This window comes from Pedobacter planticolens, from assembly GCF_014172375.1.
GTDB lineage: Bacteria > Bacteroidota > Bacteroidia > Sphingobacteriales > Sphingobacteriaceae > Pedobacter > Pedobacter planticolens.
Genome location: NZ_WNXD01000001.1, coordinates 1,029,056 through 1,048,362 on the forward strand (window position 1 = coordinate 1,029,056; position 19,307 = coordinate 1,048,362).

Annotated in this window: 16 protein-coding genes; 11 read left to right on the forward strand and 5 right to left on the reverse strand. The window is 35.0% G+C overall.

Features of this window, described 5'->3' with window-relative positions:
* Positions 1 to 48 precede the first annotated feature (48 nt).
* Together GM921_RS04285 and GM921_RS04290 are read right to left on the reverse strand one after the other, a co-directional pair.
* Positions 49 to 612, reverse strand: a complete 564-nt coding sequence (locus GM921_RS04285; RefSeq protein ID WP_182921371.1) for an RNA polymerase sigma factor — start codon at positions 610 to 612, stop codon at positions 49 to 51.
* Between the two features lie 79 nt (positions 613 to 691).
* Entirely contained in the window at positions 692 to 1,921 is a 1,230-nt protein-coding gene (locus GM921_RS04290) for an MFS transporter (RefSeq protein ID WP_182921372.1), read from the reverse strand.
* Between the two features lie 143 nt (positions 1,922 to 2,064).
* Here GM921_RS04290 and GM921_RS04295 point away from each other — a divergent pair, with 143 nt between their 5' ends.
* Positions 2,065 to 2,580: a DUF2911 domain-containing protein gene (locus GM921_RS04295; RefSeq protein ID WP_182921373.1), complete on the forward strand. Its 516-nt coding sequence runs from the start codon at positions 2,065 to 2,067 to the stop codon at positions 2,578 to 2,580.
* 436 nt (positions 2,581 to 3,016) lie between these two features.
* On the opposite strand, the gene GM921_RS04300 is transcribed toward GM921_RS04295, so the two are convergent.
* Positions 3,017 to 3,490 (reverse strand): VOC family protein, encoded by a 474-nt coding sequence (locus GM921_RS04300; protein ID WP_182921374.1) that lies wholly within the window; start codon positions 3,488 to 3,490, stop codon positions 3,017 to 3,019.
* Between the two features lie 206 nt (positions 3,491 to 3,696).
* Here GM921_RS04300 and GM921_RS04305 point away from each other — a divergent pair, with 206 nt between their 5' ends.
* A complete protein-coding gene (locus GM921_RS04305; protein WP_182921375.1) occupies positions 3,697 to 4,086 on the forward strand; it encodes a response regulator in 390 nt (129 codons plus the stop codon).
* A gap of 66 nt (positions 4,087 to 4,152) precedes the next feature.
* Here the strand turns inward: GM921_RS04305 and GM921_RS04310 are convergent, their stop codons facing one another.
* Positions 4,153 to 4,467 (reverse strand): hypothetical protein, encoded by a 315-nt coding sequence (locus tag GM921_RS04310; protein WP_182921376.1) that lies wholly within the window; start codon positions 4,465 to 4,467, stop codon positions 4,153 to 4,155.
* 113 nt (positions 4,468 to 4,580) lie between these two features.
* Positions 4,581 to 5,276 (reverse strand): FadR/GntR family transcriptional regulator, encoded by a 696-nt coding sequence (locus tag GM921_RS04315; RefSeq protein WP_182921377.1) that lies wholly within the window; start codon positions 5,274 to 5,276, stop codon positions 4,581 to 4,583.
* A gap of 179 nt (positions 5,277 to 5,455) precedes the next feature.
* On the opposite strand from GM921_RS04315, the gene GM921_RS04320 reads away from it, so the two are divergent.
* The 9 genes from GM921_RS04320 to GM921_RS04360 all read left to right on the forward strand — a co-directional run bounded on the left by GM921_RS04320 (position 5,456) and on the right by GM921_RS04360 (position 19,307).
* Positions 5,456 to 8,830: a SusC/RagA family TonB-linked outer membrane protein gene (locus GM921_RS04320; protein WP_182921378.1), complete on the forward strand. Its 3,375-nt coding sequence runs from the start codon at positions 5,456 to 5,458 to the stop codon at positions 8,828 to 8,830.
* Positions 8,831 to 8,840: 10 nt separating this feature from the next.
* Positions 8,841 to 10,421, forward strand: coding sequence for a RagB/SusD family nutrient uptake outer membrane protein (locus tag GM921_RS04325; RefSeq protein ID WP_182921379.1), 1,581 nt, complete (start codon positions 8,841 to 8,843; stop codon positions 10,419 to 10,421).
* Positions 10,422 to 10,497: 76 nt separating this feature from the next.
* Entirely contained in the window at positions 10,498 to 11,433 is a 936-nt protein-coding gene (locus GM921_RS04330; RefSeq protein WP_182921380.1) for a dihydrodipicolinate synthase family protein, read from the forward strand.
* A gap of 10 nt (positions 11,434 to 11,443) precedes the next feature.
* A complete protein-coding gene (locus GM921_RS04335) occupies positions 11,444 to 12,631 on the forward strand; it encodes a galactose oxidase (protein WP_182921381.1) in 1,188 nt (395 codons plus the stop codon).
* 55 nt (positions 12,632 to 12,686) lie between these two features.
* A complete protein-coding gene (locus GM921_RS04340; RefSeq protein ID WP_182921382.1) occupies positions 12,687 to 13,928 on the forward strand; it encodes an MFS transporter in 1,242 nt (413 codons plus the stop codon).
* A 29-nt stretch (positions 13,929 to 13,957) separates the two neighbouring features.
* Positions 13,958 to 16,021: a GDSL-type esterase/lipase family protein gene (locus GM921_RS04345; RefSeq protein ID WP_182921383.1), complete on the forward strand. Its 2,064-nt coding sequence runs from the start codon at positions 13,958 to 13,960 to the stop codon at positions 16,019 to 16,021.
* 11 nt (positions 16,022 to 16,032) lie between these two features.
* Complete coding sequence (locus GM921_RS04350; protein ID WP_182921384.1) at positions 16,033 to 17,220, forward strand: AGE family epimerase/isomerase; 1,188 nt, start codon at positions 16,033 to 16,035, stop codon at positions 17,218 to 17,220.
* Positions 17,220 to 18,101 (forward strand): DMT family transporter, encoded by an 882-nt coding sequence (locus tag GM921_RS04355; RefSeq protein ID WP_182921385.1) that lies wholly within the window; start codon positions 17,220 to 17,222, stop codon positions 18,099 to 18,101. Before GM921_RS04350 ends, GM921_RS04355 begins: the two co-directional genes overlap by 1 nt.
* A 39-nt stretch (positions 18,102 to 18,140) precedes the next feature.
* Positions 18,141 to 19,307 carry a sialidase family protein gene (locus GM921_RS04360; RefSeq protein ID WP_182921386.1) on the forward strand — a complete coding sequence of 389 codons (1,167 nt, stop codon included), beginning with the start codon at positions 18,141 to 18,143 and terminating at the stop codon, positions 19,305 to 19,307.

Consider the following 19,307-nt stretch of genomic DNA (forward strand, 5'->3'; position numbering starts at 1 on the left):
TAGAAACAACAAGTTTTGATTTAGGGGTGACAATAAGATGAAAAAAAATTAATTCAACTTACTAATCAGTATAATTAAGGCAGGAGCCATTTCCTTAAGTAAATTTCTTAACGCCCTTAAACCTCTCATTTTTTGAGTTTTAACGGTGTTTATAGAAATATTTAATTGATCGGCAACTTCTTGATTACTTAAACCTTCGAAATAGCTAAGATTGATCACATTACGACAGCCTTCTGGTAATTCTTTAATCGCTTTGCTCACTTCTTCGAGAACTTCAGCTTCTACAATTTTTAAGAAAATAGGATTATCATCTATCGCTTCTTCTAACTGCGATCGATATTTTTGCGTAACCTTATCGTGCTTATATGCATTACGAGATACATTTTTAAGACTGATGTACAAAAATGCCTTAATTGAAGTAAGATCTTTAAAATTTAAACGCTTATCCCAGAGTTTTACAAATGCATCTTGAACCAGATCTTCTGCTGAATCAGGGTCTTCAACAATTCCCTTCGTAAAAAACACAAGCCTATTATTAAACATATTAAAAATATGCTTGAATGCCTTTTCTTCGCCTGCTTGAAAATGAATTATTAGCTGATTCTCATCCATCCTTTGCAAGTTATCAAAAAATAAATTTTGTTTAATTTATCATTTGCACTTTTAATTTATTTTATGTGGAGGTATTATTTTATAATTCTTCGGTATAATCTAAGTCCTTAGAGAAAGTTTCGCTCATTTTACTTAAAGAGAAGAAAGCGAGAAATAAACAAATTACACCAACAGCAATTGCTGCATTTAAAATTGTGAACTGTAAGGAATTATTAAATAAATGGAAAAGTAAGGTGAGCGGAACAACTGCGCCCCTTACAAAATTAGGTACAGTGGTAGTTACCGTAGCTCGAATGTTAGTGCCAAATTGTTCGGTTGCAATCGTCATAAAAATAACCCAATAACCAACAGCAAAGCCCATAGCAGCACAAATCCAATAAAAAGCCGTTGCTGAAATTCCTTGTAATGTGAAAAATCCTACAATAGTTACAACAGAAAGAATGAGATAGATATACACTACTTTTATTCTGCTTTTTAACCATTGACTTAATAATCCGCTGGCAATATCGCCAAAAACCATTCCTCCATAACACCATGCTACTGCAGCACCAGCATTTACTGTTCCTTTAATATTTAGTGCTTTTCCAAATTCTGGCGAAAGTGTAATCAATAATCCAACTACATACCAAAGTGGGATACCAATTAAAATGCAGCGTAAATATTTCCAAAAATTGCTCGCATTTTTAAATAGTGCTAAAAAATTACCTCTGTTTTCAGCTTTGCTGGTATGCTTAAACATGCCCGATTCGGCAACGCCAACACGTAATACTAATAAAAGTAAGCCCAAACCACCACCAATAAAAAAGGAAGTTCTCCAGTCAAAGGTTTGCGCTACGAAGTAAGCCACAACTGCACCAACTAAACCTACAGCAGCAACAATAGTAGTGGCATAACCTCTTTTTTCTTTTGGCATCAGCTCTGCTACTAAGGTAATACCAGCACCCAATTCGCCTGCTAAACCAACTCCAGCAATAAACCTACAAACGGCATAGGTTTCAACGCTATGTGCAAAACCATTAGCAATGTTGGCCAAAGAATACATGCAAATGGACCCAAAGAGTACCGAAAGTCGCCCTTTTTTATCGCCCAGCATGCCCCAAAATATCCCGCCGATTAGCATACCAATCATTTGTACATCCAATAACATCAATCCATAATGTGTTAAATCAGTACCTGTTAATCCAATGGATTTTAAACTTGGTAATCGTACAATACTAAATAATAATAAATCGTAGATATCGACAAAATATCCCAATGAGGCTACTAAGATTGCGGCGAACAATCCTTTATTTTCTTTAATTTGATTCATGAATACAGATTATTTTGGTTTAGTAATGGAAACAACAAGTTTAGGAAATGGGGTGACAAGAGGGTGCATATGTTGTCATGTAACAATATGGATTATAGTTGTACAATTGCAAAATATCATTTAACTTAACTGAAAAAAATAACATGAAAAATCTGAAAACAACTTTGTCTTTAATTTTATTGTTCGTGGTTTCGGTAAGCGCTTATGCGCAAAAAGCCAGTCCTGCGGCTACAGCTACCGGAAAAATAGGAGAGGCAACCGTTACAATTTCCTACAGCAGTCCGGCAGTGAAAGAAAGAAAGATTTGGGGCGAATTAGTACCCTACAACAAGATATGGAGAGCGGGAGCAAATGAGGCTACCATTTTTGAAACCGATAAGGCATTGAAAATTGATGGCAAAGACCTTCCTGCAGGCAAGTACAGCATCTATATGTTGCCTACCGAGAGCGAATGGACAATTATTTTTAATTCACAGGTAGGACAATGGGGCATTACCCGTGCTGGCGAAACAACAAACGACCCCACAAAAGATGTACTTAAAGTTACTGTAAAGCCTATGAAATCTAAAGGCTTCAATGAAAGAATGACTTATGAAGTTAACACTAAAGGTTTTGCGCTAAACTGGGAAAATCTTACTGTTCCTGTAAAAGTAAAATAAGACTAATCCATTTACATCCGTAATAAGCAAAACCCGCCTTTGAGCGGGTTTTGTTGTTTAAGACAGCCTCTGCATTAGGGCCATACCTAATAAATTTACCTACACTTCTTCTATATTGCTCCTGTATTTGTTTTGCTAAAAGCGGTTTGAGAAGAACAAACATAGGGCAAACCTAGAACAAGAGCAGAACAAAGCACCTTGTTGATATGACATTTCCAGACATTTGAAGACATTTTTAGACATTTTTTAAGCTATTGTTAATGATGGTGGGGAAGTTATCCTATCTAAAAAAAGATATCTGATAAAACGGCCTTTAGACGGGGTTGGTTCGGGGTTAGTTCGGACTTGTGACAATTGTATCCGAACTAAGTCCGACTGAAATGCGAACTAAATCTTTCCAAATAGTGAAGTCGTTATAACGCAATAGACAAACTAGCTACCCTTTTGCAGCGTCTTCAATATCTTTGATAATTATTTTGCTCATTTTCATCATTACATTCATTACACGTGTAGCTTTCTCAGCATCTTTATCACGGAGTAGCTGCCCTAAAATTGTTGGTGAAATTTGCCATGATAAACCAAACTTATCTTTTACCCATCCACATTGTGATTCTTCACCACCACCAGCAGTAAGGTTTTTCCAGTAATAATCAATCTCTTCTTGTGTATTGGCATCAATAGAAAAGGATACTGATTCATTAAATTTAAAGATTGGGCCTCCATTTAACAACATAAACTCCTCATCTTCTATTTTTATATCAACTACCAATAGTTCACCACCAAAACCTGGCGAATCTTTAGGGTAATAACTGGTGTTTAGTACTTTTGAGTTTTTAAATACCGAGGTATAAAAAGTAATTGCTTCTTCAACATTATGGTTTAGCCATAAACAAGGTCTTATCTTTTTCATACAATTTGATTTATTAATTTACTAAGCTAATTCTCCTACTAAAACAAACTTAATGTTTACATGTTTTGCGGTGCTGCATAATAAGTTATACATTAACCAGATTTTTTTTATCTTAGTTCTCATATTAACTAGATATACTTAATCGATGTTCACTACTATTTGTTGAGAAATAATTTTAAATTTGTTAGATAAACCCATACGTCAAAGTGATATTCAACTATAAAAAAAATGCAGTCAAGAAGAAAAGGATTCTGATTGTAGAAGATGAGCCTATTAGCGTTTTAGTAATTGAACGAATACTTAAACCCTTTCAGTTTGAGTTGGTAGTAGCTATAGACGGTTTAGATGCTGTTGAAAAATTTAAAGCTGAAGCGTTTGATCTGGTTATTATGGATTTATATATGCCTAAAATGGACGGATTTGAGGCATCTAAAATTATACGGTCATTATCTAAAACTGTTCCGATTATAGTAATATCAACTGCAATTGTAAATGAAGAGGAATTAAAGAGAGATATTGGAATAGACTATTTGCTTGCAAAACCTTTAAATGTCGAGAAATTTAAAGATTTCATTCACATGTTATTATTGGCCTAGATTAGGCATTTTACCAATAGCTTTATCTACCTCAATTTGTATTGAAGTAGATAAATAAAATTGATATTAAGAAGGAGTATTTTCTTTTTTTACTGCAGGTTTCGCTGTAGGTTTTTTAACCACTTTTACAGAAGTATTGATATTTTCAGTTTCAGTAGCTTTTACTTTTTCAGTAGGAATAGTCTGATTTACGGTAATCTCTTTAATAATTTCTTTTGAAAGCTTTGCAGCACTTTTTTCAATCGCTTTGCTTAATTTTTTAGAGCCTTTTCCAAGTTTCTCAGTAAACTCTTTTATAAGTTGAATTAAACTTGCTTTAATTTCTTTTTTCGCAGTTTTCTTTAGCGATTTAGCAAGAGCCTTTGATTTATCCTTTTTCATAAAATGTGATTTCTGCAAATTTATGTTATTGCAAAATTAATTTCATATTATGTTTATGTTAACTAGAGTAGTTAAACTTAACATGGATTGCAAAGTGTATACTTAATATGGAATTAAGAAAACAAACGAGTAAAATGATTTTCTAAGTGATTGCGCATACCGTTACGGAACATTTCTGGAGAACCATTTTCCAAAATATCCACCAAACCTTTATGTGAAACATATTTATGTTCACCTTGCTTTTTTAATAAACCGCTTTTGTGTACAAAATCAAAAATAGGAAGTAACATCCCTTGAAATTTACGAAGTGTTGAATTCCCAGTGATATCGTAAAGTTTACCATGAAAAATAATCTCATGATCAATATTAAACATATGATCTTGAGACATATCAGGTTCATTGTCAACAATTTCTCTAAGTATTTTAATATCCTCTGGCACCATTCTCTGAAATAGAAGATCTGCCATACCAATTTCTAACACTAAACGAATCTCAAATATCTCTCTAAGTGTATCCTGATCAAGAATATGAGGATTCATACTCTTACTTAATATTCCAAAAATATCAGGACTGGTAATCACAGCACCTTTTTTCTTTTTGGATTCAATAAGCCCCATTAGCCTTAGCCTTAATAAAGCCTCTCTAACTACAGTTCTACTAACACCTAATGAACTGCTCAATTCGAGTTCGGTAGGTATACTGTCTCCAACTTTAAGTTTACGTTCTTGTAATAGCTGCACCAAGCTGTCTTCTACTCGATCAACTAATGAGCTTGTATCTAGCTGTTTAAAATTAGTAATAGCATCCATTATTATGTATAATTTATTTTTAGGTAAAGAAACGCCCTTTCCAAAGCGTAAATGCAAATATAAGCGTAATGTTAATAAATTTCTTAAAACAAAGTAGCAATATTATTTGCAAATAAATAAAATTATTTAGTACTTAGTGGTATTATGTATAACATAATAATCAAATTAAACCACAAAACATGAAAAAAACTTACCAAAATTACGTTAGTAAATTCTTACTAACGATGGTAATGAGCTTAATGATGCTCATTGCAAATGCCCAAAACAAAAACGTTTCTGGGCGTGTAACAGATTCATCTGGCGGAGGAGTACCTAGTGCTGGAGTAACAGTAAAAGGCACTAAAGTTTCTACCGTTGCAGATGCAAATGGAAATTTTACAATTTCTGCAAAAAACGGAGATGTATTAGTCTTCACTTCCATTGGATATAGTACTCAAGAGGTTATAGTAGGTAACCAACAAAGTATTAACGTATCCTTAAAAGAAGATGACCAAGCTTTAGATGAAATCGTGGTAACTGGTTATGGAACGCAAAAGAGATCAACCATAACAGGTTCGGTTTCTAAGTTAGACCACGCAGTACTTGAAACAGGTATTCGTTCTAATCCTGCATCTGCATTAGCGGGTACCATACCTGGTTTACGTGTACAACAAACTTCTGGTCGTCCGGGTGCACAACCTCTCGTTATATTGCGTGGAGGTACTAATTATAATGGAACGGGGTCTCCATTGGTGTTGGTTGATGGTTTGGTAAGGTCTGGTTTCTCTGATATTAACCAAGACGATATCGAATCTATCGAGGTTTTAAAAGATGCCGCATCTTCGGCCATTTATGGTGCAAGAGCTGCCAATGGTGTAATTTTAATTACCACAAAAAAAGGGAAAGTAGGTGCATCTAACATTTCGGTTAAAGGGAAAGTAGGTGTAAATAATCTAAGCCTCCCTTATACCTACCTGGGGGCTCAAGATTATATTTACTGGTCTCGTAAAGCAATAGAAAATTCTGGAAAGTATGATGCGAGCCGCCTTAGTCAATTAAACACTACAGGTCCATTTGGAACTGGAAACCTTTACAAAGATGCTGCAGGTAATATTTTAGACGGAAACGTAACTGCTAATGCAGTATGGAGCCCAATGTTTAGAACTGCTGCCAACGAAGTGTTATTAAGCCAAGGTTGGAGTGTAATGACAGACCCGTTAAAAACAAATGCTTTAGGTGCATACGATAACGTTAACGGAACCAATAAAGAAATTATCTATAAACAATTTAACTACGAAGATTATGCGCTGAGGGATTTGGCAACTACTCAAGATTATAACATTAGTACGAGCGGCGGTAATGAAAAAGGAAAATATTACGCTGGTTTAGGTTCTTATAGTGAAAAAGGGTTACCTATAAATACATTTTACAAACGTTTAACTTTTGTATTAAATGGCGATTATAAAATTAAACCTTGGTTAACTTCTATATCTGGTTTAAATTTTGCCAATGCACAATGGAGAGATGTTGCTAATATACCTGGGGTTCCCGTTGCTCAAGCTGAAGGCAATTATTTAACCCGTGCTTTAGGAGCACCACCAACAATGAGAGGTTTTAACCAAAATGGCGATTTACTTATTGGTAGAGACTATCAGGATGGAAACCCAGCAATAAATGATGACAAGTTCATTAGAAACAACAACACAGATAAATTTACGTTATCTCAAGCTTTTAAAGTTGATTTTCTAAAAAGTTTAAATTTAAGAGTTAGCGGGAATTATTTTTACAATAATTCAAATCTAGAATCTTTTAATAAAGATTTCCTATCTAGCCCAGGTAACTACAATCGTGTTAGGAGTAGTTCGGCTTCATATGGTAGAGCTTTAAGCCAAACCTATAATGCCACATTAAACTATAATACTACTATTGCTACTAAGCACCATATTAGTGCACAGGCAGGATCTGAGTATTATGATATTTATTCTCAAGGACTAGCTGCATCAGGTAGTGGTGCGCCAACTGACGATTTTAGAGATTTGGAATATACCAATTCAACAACAAATAGCAGAGCTGAAGATACTGGTCATAGTCGTCAGCGAATACTTTCGTTTTTTGGGAATGTAAACTATGACTATGATAATAAATATCTTTTAACTGCTATTGTTAGAAGAGATGGTTACTCAAGGTTAATTAACAATCGTTTTGGAACATTTCCAGGGGTTTCTGTGGGTTGGAACCTTCATAACGAAGAGTTTTTCAAATCACTTAATCTTAAAGGGATAGTAAACACGTTTAAACTTAAAGCCGGATATGGTGAGGTTGGTAATGTAAATCCTGATTTTATTGGTGATTATACTTTACAAGGCTCTTACGGCACTACAGCTAAATACAATGGAAACATTGGTTATGGGGTAGGGGCAATTGCTAATCCAAACTTAAAATGGGAGTCTTTAGCAACTAAAGAGATTGGTTTTGAAACTCGTTTAATCAACAAAATAGATTTATCAGCTGTGTATTATATCCGTAAAACCACTGATAAAATTGCTTCACTTGTGTTTCCAATTACTGCAGGTATAGGGGCAATTAATACTAATAATGGAAGTATGCAGAACCAAGGTGTGGAGGTTGATTTGAACTACGCAGTTTTCCGTAATAAAGATTGGAATGTAAATTTCAATTTGAATGGAGCATATAATGCCAATAAAGTTTTAAAACTGCCTAGCAATGGTTTGCCAAATAATAGACAAGGTGGCCTCCAAGTTTATGATCCAAACACTAAGCAATTGATTTGGGTTGGAGGTACACAAGAAGGTCAAGATCCAAATGTTGCTTATGCCTATCAAGCGATAGGAATTATCAGAACTCAAGCAGATTTAGATAAATACGCCTCATCTACCTTTGTTGATTTATTAGGCGCAAGAAAACTGGTTCACCCAAATGTTTATGCGGCAATGAACGCAACTGATAAAGGCCTTAACTTTCCATTGGCTTTAGGGGATGTGATGTGGAAAGATGTAAATGGGGATGGTATTATAAATACTAATGACAGAGTTTATCAGGGGCGTACGGTGCCACGTTGGACAGGTGGTTTTGGAGCCAATGCTACTTGGAAAGGCTTAACACTAAGTACCCGTTTTGATTATGCCCTAGGTTTTGTAGCCTATGACGGTGCTCTTGCTTGGTTTTTAAGTAATGCACAAGGTACATTTAACACTACAACAGCTGTTTTTGATACCTGGACACCAGAAAACCCAAATGCGAAATACCCAACTTATTATTGGGCAGATCAATTGTTCAAAAACAATACTTTTAGAGATCCAGGTAATAGTAGCATGTTCTATAAAAAAGGAGATTATTTGGCTTTAAGAGAAATTAACTTAACTTATAAAATACCCACAAAATGGGCAAGTAAATTAAGGAGCGAAGGCATTAATTTATCAGTAAGTGGTCAAAACCTGGTTTATTGGAGCCAATCTACTTTGTATTCTCCAGAAAGCGGAAGTGTTGGGATAGGTGGAACAGGCGGATATCCGCTACCTAAAATTTTAACTTTTGGTGCACAATTTATTTTTTAATCTAAACAAAATGAAAAAGATATTAATCGGCTTTGCCGCAATATTGTTAAGCACTGCTTTTAGTGCTTGTAACAAACTACAATTAGCTCCAGAAGATAGCTATGGAAGTGAAAATTTCTGGAAAAATAGCGCTCAGGTAGATGGTGCAATGATTGGTTTACATAGTCAATTAAGAGGTTATCAATTTACCTTTTTCAACTTAGGCGAATTAAGAGGAGGTTCTTTGAAGACAGGTACGAGTTTTACCGGTACTGCATCTTTAAATGCTGCTGGTCTTATCGCTCAGGATATCAGAGAATCAAGCCCTGGAGTTAGTGGGTGGGTGAATTTTTACCGCCCAATATTTGACGTGAATAATTTCATTTATCAGGTAGAGAAATCGACTTATTTGACTGCTGCTGATAAAGGTTATTATTTGGGTCAAGCTTATGGTTTAAGAGCTTTTTACTATTTCTGGTTATTCCGCACCTATGGTCGTGTACCTTTAACAACGGAACCTTCAGTTTTGCTTAAAGATCCAAAATCCGCAGCAGATTTGTATTTAGCTAGATCGGCAACAGAAAAGCAAACTTTAGACTTTATTAAAGCAGATATAGACAAGTCAGCCACTTCTTTTAATGGAAATTATACTACTAAGTTTCAGAAAGCACAATGGGGCTTATCTGCTACCCAAATGTTAAAAGGAGAGGTTTATTTATGGTCGGCAAAAGTTAAAATGGATGGCGCAGCTCCAACATCTACTGCGGCAGATTTAGCCACATCAAGAACTGCTTTAGAAGATGTGATTTCTAAACACACTTTATTAGCTAATTTTGGTAATGTATTCAAATCGGCAAGTATTGCAGCTAGTAGAGGAAGTAGTGAAATTATATTTGCATTACGTAATCTATCTGGAGAGGCATCAAATAACTATAGCCAGTTTATTTATGCCATTACCGATCCATTATCTGGATATGTAGATGACCAAGGTAATGCTATTCCTTCGGCCGATCCATTGCAGGTAAATGGAGGTGGTACAATTATCCGTTATGAGTATAAAATTGAATTGTATGATCAATTTCAATCTACTGATAGTCGTAAAAATGCAACGTTCTTAAACTTTAACAAAGCATCTGCGGGAATTCGTGCTACCAACTTGCGTAAATTCCCAGGTGAAATAGTAACTGGTGCTCGAGTTTTCTCTGATGATTTCCCAGTATATCGTGTTGCAGAAGCCTATTTACTATTGGCAGAAGTAAAAAACAAACAAGGCCAAGATCCAACTGCGGAAATTATGATGGTTCGTAATAGAGCCTATGCACCTAATGCAGCTCCTTTATTTGTAAACGGTACTTTTGAGCAAAACGAATTAGCTATTTTTGCAGAAAGAGGCAAGGAATTTGTAGGCGAAGGAAAACGTTGGTTTGATTTACGCCGTATGCAAGATGCTTCTGGTAACCCACTTGTGTTTAGAAAGGATTTACCATTGGTAGGTGTACTTGATAATGTGGCTGGACAAAATCATAAAATTTTATGGCCTATTGATATTGGAACTTTAAATGCTGATGAACTTTTAAAAGGAAATCAAAACCCTGGATATCCAGGTACTTAATATTTTTAAATTCTTAATAAAGAGTAAGTAGTTTCTTACTGCTTACTCTTTATTTTACTATTAGCTAAACAAAAAAATGAATTTCGAAAAACTTGAAGGTTTAATTGCTGCACCATTTACTCCAATGAGTGAAAATGGCGATATAAACCCATCTATTATACCTGCATATTATCAATTTTTAAAAGAGAATAAAATTACTGGCGCATTTATTTGCGGTTCTACTGGTGAAGGCGTGTCAATGTCTACAGCAGAGAAAAAAGTAATTGCTAAAGCTTGGGCAGATTGCACCAAAGGCGATGCTGATTTTAAAGTAATGCTATTTTTAGGCGGTACTAGTATTACAGATTGTAAAGAATTAGCGCTGTATGCACAAGAAGTAGGATTATATGCTATTTCATTTACAGCACCATTCTATTTTAAACCAGCTAGTCCTGCGATGTTAGCAGAAGCTTGTGCAGAAATTGCTGCTGTAGTTCCAGATATGCCATTCTATTATTACCACATCCCAGTATTAACTGGAGTAAATTTTGCCATGTATGATCTATTACAAGCAATTGATGGTAAGATTGAAAACTTTGCTGGAATTAAATACACTCACGAAGATTTTATGGATTTCTTAACCTGCATGAATTACCAAAATGGTAAATACGATATGCTTTGGGGCAGAGATGAAAACTTACTTTCGGCATTGGCTTTAGGTACAAAAGGATCGGTAGGTAGTACGTTTAACTACGCAGCACCTTTATATTACGATTTAATTGATGCATTTAATCAAGGCGACTTAAAGAAAGCAAATGCGTTACAACAAAAATCTATTGATATGATTCGCTTATTAGGTAAATATGGCGGCATAGCAACAGGTAAGGCTTATATGAAATTAGTTGATATTGATTGTGGCGAGTTCAGATTGCCTGTTAAAAACATGAACGCTCATCAATTTGAATTATTTACAAATGATGTAGCTACTTTAAATTTTGATAACTTTAAGTCTACTGCACCAGCTTTAGCTTAATATCAAAATAATGAACAGACTTTTTTTCTACCTATTATTTTTCCCTTTCAGCATGCTGATCACAGAAACTGCTTTGGCTCAAAAAAAAAGCATTACACAAGTAAAATGGACTACTATTGCTCAACTAAAAAATGCCGATGGTAAATCATCATTGGGTTTTGCTGGTGCTATAAATGGTTTTTATAATCATGCGTTATTAGTAGCTGGCGGAGCAAATTTCCCTGATAAAATGCCTTGGGAACAAGGAAAAAAATATTATTCAAAAGAAGTTCAAATCTCACAAAAAGTAGGAGATAATTGGCAATGGAACAAAAACTTTAAAGGCGAATTACCTGAGCCTATTGCGTATTGCGGTAATACGGTAACTAACCTCGGTATAGTTTACGCTGGCGGCGAAAATGAACAAGGACTTTCTAATAAAGCATATTTATTGAGTTTTAGTAATGATAACAACGAATTAAAAATCAAATCATTACCAAATTTACCTAAAGCTATTTCTAATATAAATTTAACTAGCGTAGGAAATGTAGTGTACGCTGTTGGTGGAGACGAACAAACAAAATCTTCTAATCAGTTTTTAAGTATTGATTTGGATTGTGAAACTCCAGAATGGAAAGTATTACCAAATTTACCTATTGCGTTAGCGAATTCCGTTGTAGTAGCACAACAAAAAGATCACGATGTTGCTATTTATGTAATTGGTGGAAGAAGTAAAACCAGCACTGGAATTAGCGATTTACACCACACCACTTTTGCTTTTGATCTCAAAAAGAAAGTTTGGAAAACATTAGCACCAATATCAGATGGTAAAGAAATCAGTAATTTATCTGCAGCAGCAGGAATAGCAGTTGGCAAAAATTATATTTTAATACCTGGCGGTGATAATGGTAAAACTTTTCATCAAATAGAGTTGTATTTAAATCAAATGGCCAACGCTAAAACTGATGAAGAAAAAACAAGATTAACAGCAGCAAAGAACGAATTAGTTATCCATCATAAAGGTTTTTACAGAGGTGTTTTATTGTACAATACACACACCAATACCTGGAGTAAAATTAGCGAATTACCATTTTTAGCTCCTGTAACTACTACAGCTACTAAGTATGGCAACTCTATTATTTTATCCAATGGAGAAGTGAAACCTGGCATTAGAACGCCAAATATAATGCTTGGAGAAATTAAGATGGTTAAATTTTAAAACTTGATACTAATTTAGCCTAGCAAGCTTAAAAATATAGAAATAACCAAATATTATGAAGAATTCAAAATATTATCCATGGGTTTTAGTAGGGCTATTATGGGTTGTAGCTCTGCTAAACTATATGGATAGACAAATGCTGTCTACCATGAAATCTGCCATGCAAATTGATATTGCAGAATTACAAACGGCAGCAAACTTTGGTTATTTAATGGCTATTTTTCTATGGATATATGGCTTTATGAGCCCAATTTCTGGAATTATTGCAGATAAATCTAATCGGAAATGGTTAATTGTAGGTAGCTTATTTGTGTGGAGTGCGGTAACCTTTGCTATGGGCTACGCCACAACATTTAACCAGCTTTATGCGCTAAGAGCGATAATGGGCGTGAGTGAAGCACTTTACATCCCGGCAGGTTTATCTTTAATTGCCGATTTCCATAGTTCTAAAACCAGATCTTTAGCTATTGGTATTCACATGACTGGCCTTTACATGGGGCAAGCCTTAGGCGGTTTTGGTGCAACTGTTGCAAAAGCCTATAGCTGGCAATCTACTTTTCATACTTTCGGTTTAATAGGTGTTGTTTATGCTATGGTATTAGTTTTCTTTTTAAGAGAGAAAAAAGATTCCGAAATAGAAACTTCATCAGACAAAATAATTACGACACCCAAACTGCCGATATTTAAAGGTTTAGCTTTACTGTTTAGCAACATTTCTTTCTGGATAATCTTAATGTACTTTGCCATTCCGAGCTTACCGGGTTGGGGAGTAAAAAACTGGTTGCCAACTTTATTTGCGCAAAACTTGAATTTACCAATGGAGCAAGCAGGTCCATTATCAACTATAACCATTGCAGTTTCATCGTTTATAGGTGTTATTTTCGGTGGTATTTTATCGGATAGATGGGTACAGAAAAACCTAAAAGGACGTATTTATACGAGTGCAATAGGTTTAGCTTTAACTATTCCATCCTTATTATTAATAGGTTTTGGACATTCTTTACTTCATGTGGTAGGTGCAGCAGTATGTTTTGGAGTTGGTTTTGGTATGTTCGATGCGAATAATATGCCTATCCTTTGTCAATTTGTTTCTTCAAAATATAGAGCAACTGCCTACGGTTTAATGAATATGACCGGCGTATTTTTTGGTGCATTCATTACCAATTTATTAGGTAAATCTTCTGATGAAGGGAATTTAGGTAAAGATTTTGCCATGTTAGCTGGAATTGTATTTTTGGCTTTGTGTGTACAACTTTACTTTCTACGACCAAAAGCGAATGATTTTACGGATGCCTAATTAACAAAAAACTAATTCCCTGAACTAAAATGAAGTTTATAGCTAAAATATCCTTCCTGATTTTAATAAATTGCCTACCATTTGTTGTTTTAGCTCAAATTAAAGTAGCCTGTATTGGCAATTCAGTTACAGCAGGTTACGGCCTTTCTAATCCTAGTAAAAATTCATATCCATCGCAATTACAACAATTGTTGGGTGATAAATATGTAGTTGGCAATTTTGGACATAGCGGTGCTACTTTATTAAAAAAGGGGCATAATCCTTATTATAAAACCAAAGAATTTACAGATGCACTTAATTTTAAAGCAGATATAGTTATTATTCATTTGGGTTTAAACGATACAGATCCAAGAAATTGGCCCAACTTTAAAAATGAATTCGAATCAGATTATAGTTGGTTAATCGATACGCTTAAAAAGCAAAATCCAAATGTTAAAGTATTCATTTGCCAATTAACACCCATATTTTCTGGGCATAGCCGATTTAAATCTGGAACGAGAGATTGGTACGATCAAATTCAACAAACTATTCCTCAAATCTCAAAAGCAAACCAAACTCGGTTAATTAATCTGAGTTCGAATTTATATAACCGACCAGATTTATTTGCCGATAACTTACATCCAAATGCAGAGGGCGCAGCACTAATTGCACAAAACGTTTATCAGAACTTAACAGGAGATTTTGGTCAATTAAAATTAGCTACTGTCTTTACCGATCACATGGTTTTACAACGTTTAAAACCCATTCCTATATATGGTACAGCAACTGCTGGAGAAGAAATAGAAGTCCAATTTCAAAAAAAAATATTAACTACTATTACGGATTTATATGGAAACTGGAAAGCAGTTTTCCCAGCTTCAAAACACGGTGGACCATTTGTTTTATCGGTTAAAACTAAAAAATCTACCCTCAATATTAAAGATATCTTAATTGGCGATGTTTGGTTATGTTCAGGACAATCGAACATGGATTTTAAACTAAAAAGTGCAAAGGGCGGAAAAGAAGAAATCAAAAAAAATCCATTATTAAGGTTATACAAATTAAATGCAATCGCCGAAACGGATAATACCTCATGGGATTCATTAACTCTTGCAAAAACTAATCAGTTAGAATTCTTCTCAGGAAATTGGCAACAAGCTGATTCTTCTTCATTGCAAAATTTCTCTGCTGTTGGCTATTATTTTGGTAAAAAGCTAACGCAAGAAGAGAAAGTTCCAATTGGCTTAATTCAAGTTTCTGTTGGTGGTTCTGGTACCGAATCATGGATTGATCGTTATACCTTAGAACATGACGATTTACTAGTTGATATGGTGAGCAATTGGCGTAAAACTGATTTTATCCAACAATGGTGTAGAGAACGAGCAGATTTAAATTTAAAAAATGCTACATCTCCGTTGCAACGACATCCTTATCAACCTTGTTATAATTACGAAGCGGGAATTAATCCACTAACTAAATTCCCAATAAATGGGGTAATTTGGTATCAGGGAGAGAGTAATGCAAATAATATCGAATTGCATGAACATTTGTTTAAAACGCTGGTCAAAAATTGGAGAAGTAAATGGAATATTAATTTGCCTTTTTATTATGTGCAACTTTCAAGTATAGATCGCCCTTCGTGGCCAGAGTTTAGAAATTCGCAGCGCTTAATGGCGAATGAACTAACGAATGTAGGCATGGCAGTAAGTTCAGACCTTGGCGATTCACTAAATGTGCATCCTACAAATAAACAACCCGTTGGAGAAAGACTTGCCAGATTAGCATTAAAATATACCTACAAAAAAGATATTAAAGCCAATGGGCCAGAGGCGATTAAAGCTGTACAGGTAAATAATCAAGTACAAATCAGCTTTGCTAACGCGATAAAATTAGCAATAGGAGATCAAAAAGATTTAAACGGATTTGAGTTAGTGAACGAAAAAGGTCAACGCTTTAACGTAAAAGCCACAATACATAATTTACAAGTGTGGTTAACTATTCCGAAAGGTGAAAAAGTGAAAAAAGTTGTATACGCATGGCAGCCATTTACAAGAGCAAACTTGGTGAATGAAGCTCAATTGCCAGCCAGTACTTTTAGCATGAACATAAAATAAATTCGACAAAAATGAAGTTAGCGATAGAATATTTGAAAAAGCAAGCAGCTTTTTATAAAAACCAATTGTTAAAGGATACCGTTCCTTTTTGGTTTCCACGATCAATAGATAAAGAACATGGTGGTTTTTTATTAATGAGAGATGCCGACGGAACGTTAATTGACGACGATAAAGCAGTATGGATACAAGGTCGTGCGACTTGGTTGTTATCAACTTTGTACAATACCATAGAACCAAAAAAAGAATGGTTAGATGGTGCGAAATCTGGTATCGATTTCTTAAATAATCATTGTTTTGATACAGATGGACAAATGTTTTTTCATGTAACGAGAGATGGAAAACCGATTAGAAAACGACGTTATTATTTCTCAGAAACATTTGCTGTAATTGCCAATGCTGCTTATGCAAAAGCCAGTGGCGATGAAAGTGCGGCCGAAAAAGCTCGTTATTTGTTTGGTAAATGCATCGAATATGCAACTACTCCTGGCATATTACCTGCTAAATTTACAAATACTCGTCCTGCAAAAGGAATTGGTGTGCCGATGATTATGATGAACACTGCACAACAATTACGCGAAACTATTGGCGATCCACGCTGTGATGAATGGATTGATAAATGGATAGCTGAAATTGAAAGAGATTTTGTGAAAGACGACATCAAATGTGTGATGGAACAAGTTGCGCCAGACGGAAGTATTATTGATCACATTGATGGAAGAACGCTTAATCCTGGTCATGCAATAGAAGGTGCTTGGTTTATTTTACATGAAGCTAAATACCGTAACAATGATCCAAAACTAATTGCATTGGGTTGTAAAATGCTCGATTTCATGTGGGAGCGTGGTTGGGATAAAGAACATGGCGGCATTCTTTATTTTAGAGATGTATACGATGAACCTGTGCAAGAATATTGGCAGGATATGAAATTTTGGTGGCCACATAACGAGGTGATCATCGCTACATTATTAGCGTATGTAATGACTGGTGATGAAAAATATATGCAATGGCATAAAATGGTACACGATTATGCCTATGAAAAATTCCACGATAAAGAAAACGGCGAATGGTATGGTTATTTACATCGTGATGGTACGATAGCGCAAACAGCAAAAGGAAATATGTACAAAGGTCCTTTTCATTTGCCACGACAAGAATGGTATTGCCTACAAATCTTAAACGAATATTTGGATAAAGCTTAATGACAAAAACAGGAAACAAATCATATAGTTGGCTAGTAGGGGGATTAATTTTTGCCATATTTTGGGCTTCGGCATCAACGGCAACTAAAATTGGATTAACCGTAGCACAACCCTTAGTAATAGCAGTTACTCGCTTTGCGATGGCAGCTATTATTATGCTATTTGTTTCACACTTTATACAAAATAACAGATTACCCAGAGGGAAGGAATGGCTTCAAATAAGTATTTACGGAATATTAAACATCAGTATTTACTTAGGATTGTATGTAGTTGCCATGCAAAAAGTAACTGCCGGAATAGGTTCTTTAGCCGTTGCAATAAATCCAGTATTTATTAGTTTTTTCTCCGTTATATTTCTCAATAAGAAATTAACATATTCATTGTTTTTAGCTTTAGCTATATGCACACTTGGCGTAGTTTGTGCAGCATGGCCATTGTTTAAAAATGCGTCTGTAACCACCGAAGGGTTAATAATTCTTTTTGTGAGCATGCTTTCTTATGCTTTGGCAGCTATTTATTTTTCGGCTAAGAGATGGGGTAATTTAAGTTTATTAACCATAAATGGGTGGCAAACTTGCATTGGTGGGTTATTACTATTGCCTTTTGTTATTTTCTTTTACAACGATGAACTCAATCATTTCGATTTAACATTTTGGTCGTCTGTTACTTGGTTAGCTATACCTGTTTCTATTGTAGCTGTACAATTATGGCTTTGGTTATTAAAAACAAATGCAGTTAAAGCCGGTTTGTGGTTATTTCTATGCCCTTTATTTGGCTTCATCATTGCCGCTGTACTAGCTAAGGAAGCGATCAGTTTATATACTTTTATAGGTGTTATATTGGTTTTAGGAGGTTTATTTATCGCTAAAAAAACAAATTAACACTCATTTTAATTTAGACACAACAAAAAACACATACTAATGAAAACTATTTTAAACACATTAACTTTTCTTTTACTTGCTTTAACTAGTGTAGCACAAGTAAAATATATTCCAGTTTTTGTTTCCGGACAAGATGGTCATAAAAGCTATAGGATACCTGCTATTATCACCTTAAAAAATGGCGATTTATTAGCTTTTGCTGAAGGCAGGGTAGATGATGCTGGAGATTTCGGTGATATTAACATTGTTTTAAAACGAAGCACTAACCACGGGAAAACATGGTCAAACTTGCAAACAGTAGTTGATTACGATAAGTTCCAAGCAGGAAACCCAGCACCAGTAGTAGATTTTACTGATCCCAACTATCCAAAAGGACGCATCTTCTTATTCTACAATACGGGTAACAACCATGAGGGTGAGGTTAGAAAAGGAAATGGGCTAAGAGAAGCTTGGTATAAAACCTCTATCGATGGTGGCATGACCTGGTCTGAACCTGTAAATATCACAACGCAAGTTCATAAGCCTAAAATGCCACAACTAAATCCAAACTATAATTTTGCAGAAGATTGGCGCAGTTATGCCAATACCCCAGGTCATGCTATGCAATTTGATAACGGAGTATATAAAGGCCGCATTTTTGTATCTGCTAATCATTCGGCTGGAGCACCTCAAAGTGCTGGTAAAGATTATTTAGCACACGGCTATTTTTCAGATGATCATGGCAAGACCTTTAAACTATCAGAAAATGTAAGTTTTTTAGGAGGTAATGAAGCCATGGCTGCTCAGCTTTCTGGTGATGAAATGGTGATGAATATCAGAAATCAGCAAGGAAATGTGAAACAAAGAATTATTGCGATTAGTAAAGATGGCGGACAAAGCTGGGATAAAACCTTTTTCGATCCAAACTTACCAGATCCTGTTTGTCAGGGTAGCACACTTTCTTTTTTAGATAAAAAAGGAAATAGAGTATTGTTTGTTTGTAATGCGGCAGATATTAAAAAAAGAGATAATCTAACCTTAAGAGTGAGTAAAGATGATGGAAAGAGCTGGGAGAAAAGTATAGTAATCGCCAAAAGCCCAGAAGGTTATAAAGGAAATAGTTACTCAGCTTACTCTGATATTGTTAAGCTAAGCAAAAATAAAATTGGTGTACTGTTTGAAAAAGACGAATATAAATCGATCGTATTTGTAGTTCAAAAATGGTAG

Bases quoted from the DNA above. Each gene is read 5' to 3' on its own strand.
- GM921_RS04285 (WP_182921371.1), bottom strand. From the start codon at position 612: ATGGATGAGAATCAGCTAATAATTCATTTTCAAGCAGGCGAAGAAAAG.
- GM921_RS04290 (WP_182921372.1), bottom strand. From the start codon at position 1,921: ATGAATCAAATTAAAGAAAATAAAGGATTGTTCGCCGCAATCTTAGTA.
- GM921_RS04295 (WP_182921373.1), top strand. From the start codon at position 2,065: ATGAAAAATCTGAAAACAACTTTGTCTTTAATTTTATTGTTCGTGGTT.
- GM921_RS04300 (WP_182921374.1), bottom strand. From the start codon at position 3,490: ATGAAAAAGATAAGACCTTGTTTATGGCTAAACCATAATGTTGAAGAA.
- GM921_RS04310 (WP_182921376.1), bottom strand. From the start codon at position 4,467: ATGAAAAAGGATAAATCAAAGGCTCTTGCTAAATCGCTAAAGAAAACT.
- GM921_RS04315 (WP_182921377.1), bottom strand. From the start codon at position 5,276: ATGGATGCTATTACTAATTTTAAACAGCTAGATACAAGCTCATTAGTT.
- GM921_RS04320 (WP_182921378.1), top strand. From the start codon at position 5,456: ATGAAAAAAACTTACCAAAATTACGTTAGTAAATTCTTACTAACGATG.
- GM921_RS04325 (WP_182921379.1), top strand. From the start codon at position 8,841: ATGAAAAAGATATTAATCGGCTTTGCCGCAATATTGTTAAGCACTGCT.
- GM921_RS04330 (WP_182921380.1), top strand. From the start codon at position 10,498: ATGAATTTCGAAAAACTTGAAGGTTTAATTGCTGCACCATTTACTCCA.
- GM921_RS04335 (WP_182921381.1), top strand. From the start codon at position 11,444: ATGAACAGACTTTTTTTCTACCTATTATTTTTCCCTTTCAGCATGCTG.
- GM921_RS04340 (WP_182921382.1), top strand. From the start codon at position 12,687: ATGAAGAATTCAAAATATTATCCATGGGTTTTAGTAGGGCTATTATGG.
- GM921_RS04345 (WP_182921383.1), top strand. From the start codon at position 13,958: ATGAAGTTTATAGCTAAAATATCCTTCCTGATTTTAATAAATTGCCTA.
- GM921_RS04350 (WP_182921384.1), top strand. From the start codon at position 16,033: ATGAAGTTAGCGATAGAATATTTGAAAAAGCAAGCAGCTTTTTATAAA.
- GM921_RS04355 (WP_182921385.1), top strand. From the start codon at position 17,220: ATGACAAAAACAGGAAACAAATCATATAGTTGGCTAGTAGGGGGATTA.
- GM921_RS04360 (WP_182921386.1), top strand. From the start codon at position 18,141: ATGAAAACTATTTTAAACACATTAACTTTTCTTTTACTTGCTTTAACT.